Genomic DNA, 7498 nt, shown 5'->3' with positions numbered 1-7498 from the left:
CAGGGCGCGATCCGGGTGGCCGAAGAGGCGGGAGTCTCCTCGATGAATTGGCTCTTCACGGCGGACGACGAGCAGGCACTCCTCGAGGGTCAGGGCCTGCTCGGACGCGTCGGCTGTCAGTTTCACTGGCACAACCGGGGCTACAGCTCGTTCGAGGATTATCTCGGGACCTTTACGGCCGAAAAGCGCAAAAAGGTCAAACGCGAGCGGCGCCGCGTCGTCGAATCCGGCGTACGCATTCGACGCATCCCGGGCAACGCCGTCACGGAGGCGGAATGGGCCACCTTCCATCGGCTCTATTGCGACACCTTCGACAAGCGCGGCGGGATCCCGACGTTCTCGCTGCCCTTCTTTCAGGCCATCGGCGAGACGATGGGCGAAAGCCTCCTGCTGGTGCTCGCCGAGTACGGCAATGACATCGTCGCCGCCGCCTTCGATCTGGTCGGCGCACGTTCGCTCTACGGACGCCATTGGGGATGCTTTCAGGACTTCCACAGCCTGCATTTCGAGGCCTGCTACTATCAGGGTCTGGATTATTGCATCGAGAAGGGCTTGGCCCGCTTCGAGCCCGGTGCACAAGGCGAGCACAAGGTCAGCCGCGGATTCCTCCCGACCCCGACCTGGTCGGCCCATTGGATCGCCGACCCGGCCTTCCGCGACGCCATCGCGCGCTTCGTCACCCTCGAGGCCGAAGGCATGGACGACTACATCGCCGAGATGCAGGCACACAGTCCCTATCGCCGAGACAGCATCGCTGCGTCCGTCCCGGCGTCGGTCGGACGCGACTCGACATGATTCCGCGACTGCATCCGCACGACAGATCCGCTTTCCCGGACGTTCGCCACGCCCTGCGCGAGCCCAATGGTCTGCTGGCGTTCGGCGGCGATCTGTCCCCGGAGCGGTTGGCGAACGCCTACAGACGCGGGATCTTCCCCTGGTTCAGCGAGGGCGACCCCATCCTCTGGTGGTCTCCGGACCCGCGCACCGTGCTCTTTCCGCAGTCCTTGAAGGTACCGCGCAGTCTGCGCAAACGGCTACGCAAGCAACCCTTCAGGGTCACCATGGATCGGGACTTCGGCGCGGTCATTCGCGGGTGCGCGGCACCGCGAGACGCGCACGGCGGGACCTGGATCCTTCCGGAGATGGTGATGGCCTACGAGACGCTGCATCGACGCGGGATCGCGCATTCGGTCGAGGTTTGGCAGGACGGCGAGCTGGCGGGCGGCCTGTACGGCGTTGCCGTCGGAGGCGCCTTCTTCGGGGAATCCATGTTCAGCCGAGCAACCGACGCCTCGAAGGTCGCACTCGTGCATCTGTGCGAGCGCCTGACGCGCTGGGGTTTCGGCCTGATTGACTGCCAGATGCGCACCGAGCATCTGATCCGCTTGGGCGCCGTGGAGATCCCGCGCGACGAGCTGGTGCACCGATTGGATCGACTCTGTCGGCAGCCCGCGCCCGAGACCTCCGGTCGACATTGGGACGACGGACTCGAGCACCTGCCCCTTCTCGACGGCAACGCGGAGGCAGCATGAATGCCGCCGACGGCCACCTTGCCGGGCGCCATCTCGCCCTCTATCTGACCGGCGAGCACAACTGCTCCTACCTGCCGGGGCATCGGGCGCGCACCCTCTTCGTCGACCCCACCGCCAGCATCGACGGCGCGACCTATCAGGCCCTGGTCGATCAAGGTTTCCGCCGCAGCGGCGCGCATGTCTACCGACCGGCCTGTCGCGGCTGTGCGGCCTGCGTGCCGGTACGCGTGCCGGTCGCGGATTTCGTCCCGGACCGCTCGCAACGTCGCAACTGGCGGCGCAACTCGGCCGAGCTGAGCCTCCTCGACACCCCGGCCGCCTTCAAGCCGAGCCATTTCGATCTCTACAGACGTTACCTGAGGGCGCGCCATCCCGAAGGCGGTATGGCGGACGATGCCTCCGAAGACAGTTACCGCCGTTTCCTGGTCGAGCGCTGGGGCGGGTCGACCCGCTTCATCGAGATTCGCCTCGGGGAGCGACTGGTCGGCGTGGCGGTGACGGACGTCATCGAGCAGGGTCTCTCCGCCGTCTACACCTTCTTCGACCCGGCCGATTCGGAACGCTCGCCGGGTACCTTCGCGATCCTGGCGCAGATCGAAGCGGCTCGACGCATCGGCGTCCCCTATCTCTATCTGGGCTATTGGCTTCGGGACTCGGCGAAGATGCGGTATAAAGAGCGATTCCGCCCGATCGAGGCTTGGTACGGCCACAAGTGGCTCGGCTTCGAGCGCGCTCGGCCCTTGGACCTCGGTTAAGACCTTCGGGCAATCGGCTCGGCTCTGCACGATACGATCGCTGCTGCCCCCGCCGGGGCGTTCAACCTATGGTACACTCCCGGAGCTTCATGGCCCGGATCCGATCACGCAGTACAACATACAAAAACTATGTCAAAAGACGACGTTATCCAAATGGAAGGCACGGTTACCGAAACCCTGCCGAACACTGTATTCAGGGTCGAGCTGGAGAACGGTCACACCGTGACGGCTCATATCTCCGGCAAGATGCGAAAGCACTACATCCGTATCCTCACGGGCGATAAGGTCACCGTCGAGCTGACGCCCTACGACCTCACCAAAGGCCGTATCGTGTATCGAGCGCGGTAGGTCAGGCCGAAACGAAAGGCATCCCGAGACGCAGCGAAGAGCCTCCCCGAAGAAGTTCCCCGGTTACGCGCGTCGCAGGCAGAGATGCCGGCGTCAACCCCCGACGGTTATCGCAGGAAAGACGAAAAGCGCCGTTTCAAGGGTTTGCGCGCCGACCGACACTCCTTTGCTGCGGGGCGCGATGATGACTCGGAGCGTCGATCGATGCCTGTCGCTCCGGCGTAGCTCATAGCGATCGCGGCTCGCCGTTGATCTCGAACGCGAGCGCATCTCCTTCCACATGGATGCGCACGCTGCCGCCGGTGACTAAATCGCCGAAGAGAAGCTCGTTGGCCAAGGGCTTCTTGATGTGGCTCTGGATGACACGGGCCATCGGGCGCGCGCCCATCTTCGGGTCGTAGCCCTTGCTCGCCAGCCAGATACGGGCGTCGGCATCGATCGTGAGACTCACCTTTTTCTCTTCGAGCTGCTGCTCGAGCTCGAACACGAACTTATCTACTACGCTTCGAATCGTCTGCTCGCTCAATGAGCCGAACTGCACGACCGCGTCGAGCCGATTCCGGAACTCGGGCGTGAAGTAGCGCTTGAGCGCCTCGATGCCGTCGGTGGAGTGATCCTGCTCCGTGAAGCCGATCGAGCGACGCGCGGTTTCTTCCGCTCCCGCGTTGGTCGTCATCACCAAGACCACATTGCGAAAGTCCGCCTTCCGACCGTTGTTGTCGGTCAGTGTCCCATGGTCCATCACCTGCAGGAGCAGGTTGAAGACGTCGGGATGCGCCTTTTCGATCTCGTCGAGCAGCAAGACCGCATGCGGATGCTTGTTGACCTCTTCGGTGAGCAGACCGCCCTGATCGAAGCCAACATAGCCGGGCGGCGCGCCGATGAGACGCGATACCGTGTGCCGCTCCATGTATTCGGACATGTCGAAGCGCAGCAACTCCATCCCGAGGATACGCGCCAACTGACGCGTCACCTCCGTCTTGCCCACACCCGTGGGTCCGGTGAAGAGGAAGGAACCGATCGGCTTCTCCTCGGTCCCCAAACCCGAGCGGTTCATGCGGATGGAGGCCGTCAAGGCATCGATTGCCGCGTCTTGACCGTAGACCACCATCTTGAGATCGCGATCCAGGTTCTTGAGCGACTCGGTGTCCGAGGCCGAGACCTTTTTGGAGGGGATGCGCGCCATCTTGGCGACGATCGCCTCGACATCGCCGACGTCGATGCGCTTCTTGCGCTTCGCCGGACTCTTGAGCTGGACGTGTGCGCCGGCCTCGTCGATGACGTCGATCGCCTTGTCCGGGAGATGACGATCGTTGATGTAGCGGTTCGACAGCTCCGCGGCAGCGCGCAAGGCCGGGTTGGTGTAGGTGACCTGGTGATGCTCCTCGAACCGGCTCTTGAGCCCCTTGAGGATCTCGAAGGTCTCCTCCACCGAGGGCTCCTCGACATCGATCTTCTGGAAGCGACGCGCCAGGGCCCGATCCTTCTCGAAGATCCCGCGATACTCCTGGTAGGTCGTCGAGCCGATACACCGCAGGTCGCCCGAGGCCAGCACGGGCTTGATCAGATTCGAGGCATCCATCACCCCGCCCGAGGCGGATCCGGCACCGATAATGGTATGGATCTCGTCGATGAAGAGGATCGCGTGACGTTGGCGCTTGAGCTGAGCGAGCACCGCCTTGAGGCGCTTCTCGAAGTCACCCCGGTATTTGGTCCCGGCTACCAGGCCGCCGAGATCCAATGAATAAATGACCGCGTCGCTCAGAATCTCCGGGACCTCGCCGTCGACGATCTTCTTCGCCAGACCTTCGGCGATCGCGGTCTTGCCCACGCCGGCCTCGCCGACGAATAGCGGATTGTTCTTGCGCCGCCGACAGAGGATCTGCACGGTGCGCTCGACCTCGGCTGCGCGACCGATCAAGGGATCGATCCGCCCCAGGCGCGCCATCTCGTTGAGGTTCGTTGCAAAGCTCTCGAGCGGACTGTTGCCGTCCTTCTCTTCCCCGCGCGGCTCGTCGATCTCGCCGGGCGCCTCGTCGTCCTGACTCTCCCCGGGCACCTTGGAGATCCCGTGCGAGATGTAGTTGACGACATCCAGACGCGTGACATCCTGCTGATTGAGCAGATAGACGGCTTGCGAGTCCTGCTCGCTGAAGAGCGCCACGAGGACGTTTGCTCCGGTGACCTCCTTCTTGCCGGCGGACTGCACATGGAAGACGGCTCGCTGCAAAACGCGCTGGAAACCGAGCGTTGGCTGGGTGTCGCGATCTTCGCTGTCCGGGATCAGCGGGGTCGTTTCGTCGATGAAGGCGGTGATCTCGCGGCGCAGCTTCTCGGAGTCCGTCCCGCACGCCTTGAGTACCTTCGCGGCGGTCGGGTTATCCAGAAGCGACAGCAGCATATGCTCGACCGTCATGTACTCATGATGCTTCACGCGCGCCTCCTTGAAGGCCCGGTTCAGCGTAAATTCAAGTTCTTTGCTCAGCATTGGCCTAATCCAAGCAGGGTTGACGAAACGGTGTGAGCCGCTGCAGCGACCAGGTGTGTCGGGCTCTAAGCCTCTTCCATCGTGCAGAGCAAGGGGTGATGGTGAGTGCGTGCAAAGTCATTCACCTGCGACACCTTGGTCTCGGCGATGTCTTTGGTGAAAACGCCGCACACCCCTCGACCTCGAGTATGCACGTGCAGCATGACCTGGGTGGCTTTCTCGCGATTCATTGCGAAAAAGGTCTCCAGCACCTGCACCACGAACTCCATCGGGGTGTAATCATCGTTCAGCAACAGGACCTTGAAAAGGGGCGGCCGACGAAGCTTGGGTTTCGCCTCCTGTACGGTCAGCCCTGATTCGCGTTCCTCGCTCGGAAGCTCGTCACTCATGATTGGGGATTCTAGGAAAATTTTGGAGGCTTGCGATGTCGATCGCACGGTTTGGCATCGCTTCGAGTCCGGGTTGAGTCGTCGCGCTTGGGTTCGCGCCTGGGTTCGGATTCCGTCCGGGCCGACCCGTGACGAGGACCGACTCGGAGCGCCCCGGCTGATGTCGGTTTGACCCCCGAAATCACCTTACTATACTACGCAGTTATGGCGCGGTTCCGAGGTTTCAAGGCACCCGTCAGACATCGGCAACGACAACAACAACGACCACCAACGCGAGACCTGCAACTCCTGGAGGAGCCCTGAAATGATTACCGGTGTTGTCAAGTGGTTCAATAACGCCAAGGGCTACGGGTTCGTGCAGCCCGATGGCCGCGACGAGGACGTCTTCGTCCACTTCTCGGCCATCGATATGGATGGCTATAAGACCTTGCGCGAAGGGCAAAAAGTCCAGTTCGAGATCAGTCAGGGGCCGAAAGGTCTCCATGCGGCCAATGTGCACCGCGTCAGTTGATCGCCGCGGGCCGAGCGCTCGCGATTTTCGGCCCCCGGAGGCGACGGTTCGCTGACATACCATGACAGTCGGGGGCGGAATCTCCGTTCCGCGCCCCTTTTTTTCGAAGATCCGAAGACCTCGCCCGTCAATCCATCCGCGCGATCACAGCATCGCCGAAGCCCGAGCAGCTTAACTTCGTCGCCCCGTCCATGAGTCTGTCGAGATCGTAGGTCACGGTCTTGGCCGCAATCGCACCTTCTACACCCTTAATAATTAGGTCGGCCGCTTCCGTCCACCCCATGTGACGCAGCATCATCTCGGCGGACAGGATCAAGGAGCTCGGATTCACCTGATCCTTGCCGGCATATTTCGGCGCCGTCCCGTGCGTCGCCTCGAACATGGCGACGGTGTCGGACAAATTCGCCCCCGGCGCCATCCCGATGCCGCCGACCTGTGCGGCCAAGGCGTCCGAGATGTAATCGCCGTTGAGGTTGAGTGTGGCGATCACGTCGTAATCCTTCGGGCGCAGCAGGATTTGCTGCAGGAAGGCATCGGCGATCACGTCCTTCACCACGATCTCTTTACCGGTCTTCGGGTTCTTGAAGCTGCACCAGGGCCCGCCGCCGATCTCCTCGGCACCGAACTCGGACTTCGCCAGATCGTACCCCCACTGTTTGAAGGCACCCTCGGTGAACTTCATGATGTTGCCCTTGTGCACCAAGGTCAGCGAGGCGCGGTCGTTGTCGATCACGTATTGGATCGCCTTGCGCACCAGACGCTCGGTCCCGTCGCGCGAGACCGGCTTCACACCGATCCCGGAGGTCTCGGGGAAACGGATCTTGGTCACGCCCATCTCGTTGCGCAGAAAAGCGATGACCTTCTTGGCCGCGGGCGTGCCTTCCTGCCACTCGATACCGGCGTAGATGTCTTCGGAGTTCTCGCGGAAGATCACCATGTCGGTGTGCTGGGGCTCCTTGAGGGGGCTCGGCGTGCCGGTGAAATAACGCACCGGGCGCAGACAGACATAGAGATCAAGCTCCTGGCGCAGGGTGACGTTCAGCGAGCGGATGCCGCCGCCGACCGGCGTCGTCAGCGGGCCTTTGATGGAGACCACATAATCCTTCACCGCCGCGAGCGTCTCCTCCGGCAGCCACACATCCTCGCCGTAGGTCCGGGTCGACTTCTCGCCGGCATAGATCTCCATCCAGTGGATCTTGCGCGACCCGCCGTAGGCCTTGAACACAGCCGCATCCACAACCGCACACATTACCGGCGTGATATCGATGCCGATGCCGTCGCCCTCGATGTAGGGGATGATGGGGTTGTTCGGAACCTTCAGAGACAGGTCCGGATTGACCTGAATCTTCTCGCCGCCCGCAGGGATCTTGATGCTGTCGTTGGCCATGTGCAGTGCTCTCCTCGCCCAAAAGACGCCATGCTAACACCGGCTTCGTGGCTTGCGCAGACCTTCGATGCCCGAGCGAGCGCACCCG

The 7498-nt window shown here is 62.4% G+C and carries 8 protein-coding genes; 5 read left to right on the top strand and 3 right to left on the bottom strand.

From position 1 onward, the window contains the following. From VLR48_RS18455 to infA, 4 genes are all read left to right on the top strand, one after another. The coding region (locus tag VLR48_RS18455) for a GNAT family N-acetyltransferase (RefSeq protein ID WP_325293187.1) at nt 1-795 on the top strand (795 nt) is incomplete at its 5' end. Further along, entirely contained in the window at nt 792-1532 is a 741-nt protein-coding gene (aat, locus tag VLR48_RS18450; protein ID WP_325293186.1) for a leucyl/phenylalanyl-tRNA--protein transferase, read from the top strand. The genes VLR48_RS18455 and aat, both read left to right, overlap by 4 nt. Beyond that, on the top strand, nt 1529-2287 hold the full coding sequence (locus tag VLR48_RS18445) for an arginyltransferase (RefSeq protein WP_325293185.1): 759 nt from the start codon (nt 1529-1531) through the stop codon (nt 2285-2287). The genes aat and VLR48_RS18445 overlap by 4 nt, the downstream gene beginning before the upstream one ends. 129 nt (nt 2288-2416) lie before the next feature. Further along, nucleotides 2417-2635, top strand: coding sequence for a translation initiation factor IF-1 (gene infA, locus VLR48_RS18440; RefSeq protein ID WP_007193303.1), 219 nt, complete (start codon nt 2417-2419; stop codon nt 2633-2635). 226 nt (nt 2636-2861) lie between these two features. Here the strand turns inward: infA and clpA are convergent, their stop codons facing one another. Together clpA and clpS are read right to left on the bottom strand one after the other, a co-directional pair. Further along, the gene (gene clpA, locus VLR48_RS18435) at nt 2862-5123 is read right to left on the bottom strand and encodes an ATP-dependent Clp protease ATP-binding subunit ClpA (RefSeq protein WP_325293184.1); all 2262 of its coding nucleotides are present in this window, start codon (nt 5121-5123) and stop codon (nt 2862-2864) included. 65 nt (nt 5124-5188) lie between these two features. Next, the gene (gene clpS, locus VLR48_RS18430; RefSeq protein WP_325293183.1) at nt 5189-5512 is read right to left on the bottom strand and encodes an ATP-dependent Clp protease adapter ClpS; all 324 of its coding nucleotides are present in this window, start codon (nt 5510-5512) and stop codon (nt 5189-5191) included. A 304-nt stretch (nt 5513-5816) separates the two neighbouring features. On the opposite strand from clpS, the gene cspD reads away from it, so the two are divergent. Then, entirely contained in the window at nt 5817-6023 is a 207-nt protein-coding gene (gene cspD / locus VLR48_RS18425) for a cold shock domain-containing protein CspD (RefSeq protein ID WP_007193300.1), read from the top strand. A gap of 127 nt (nt 6024-6150) precedes the next feature. Here the strand turns inward: cspD and icd are convergent, their stop codons facing one another. Further along, nucleotides 6151-7410 (bottom strand): NADP-dependent isocitrate dehydrogenase, encoded by a 1260-nt coding sequence (gene icd / locus VLR48_RS18420; protein ID WP_325293182.1) that lies wholly within the window; start codon nt 7408-7410, stop codon nt 6151-6153. Nucleotides 7411-7498: the final 88 nt, after the last annotated feature.

It is taken from the genome of Thiocapsa sp. (assembly GCF_035467215.1).
GTDB lineage: Bacteria > Pseudomonadota > Gammaproteobacteria > Chromatiales > Chromatiaceae > Thiocapsa.
Note: the sequence above shows the minus strand (reverse complement) of the source record. Positions and strands in the feature narration are given on the sequence as shown.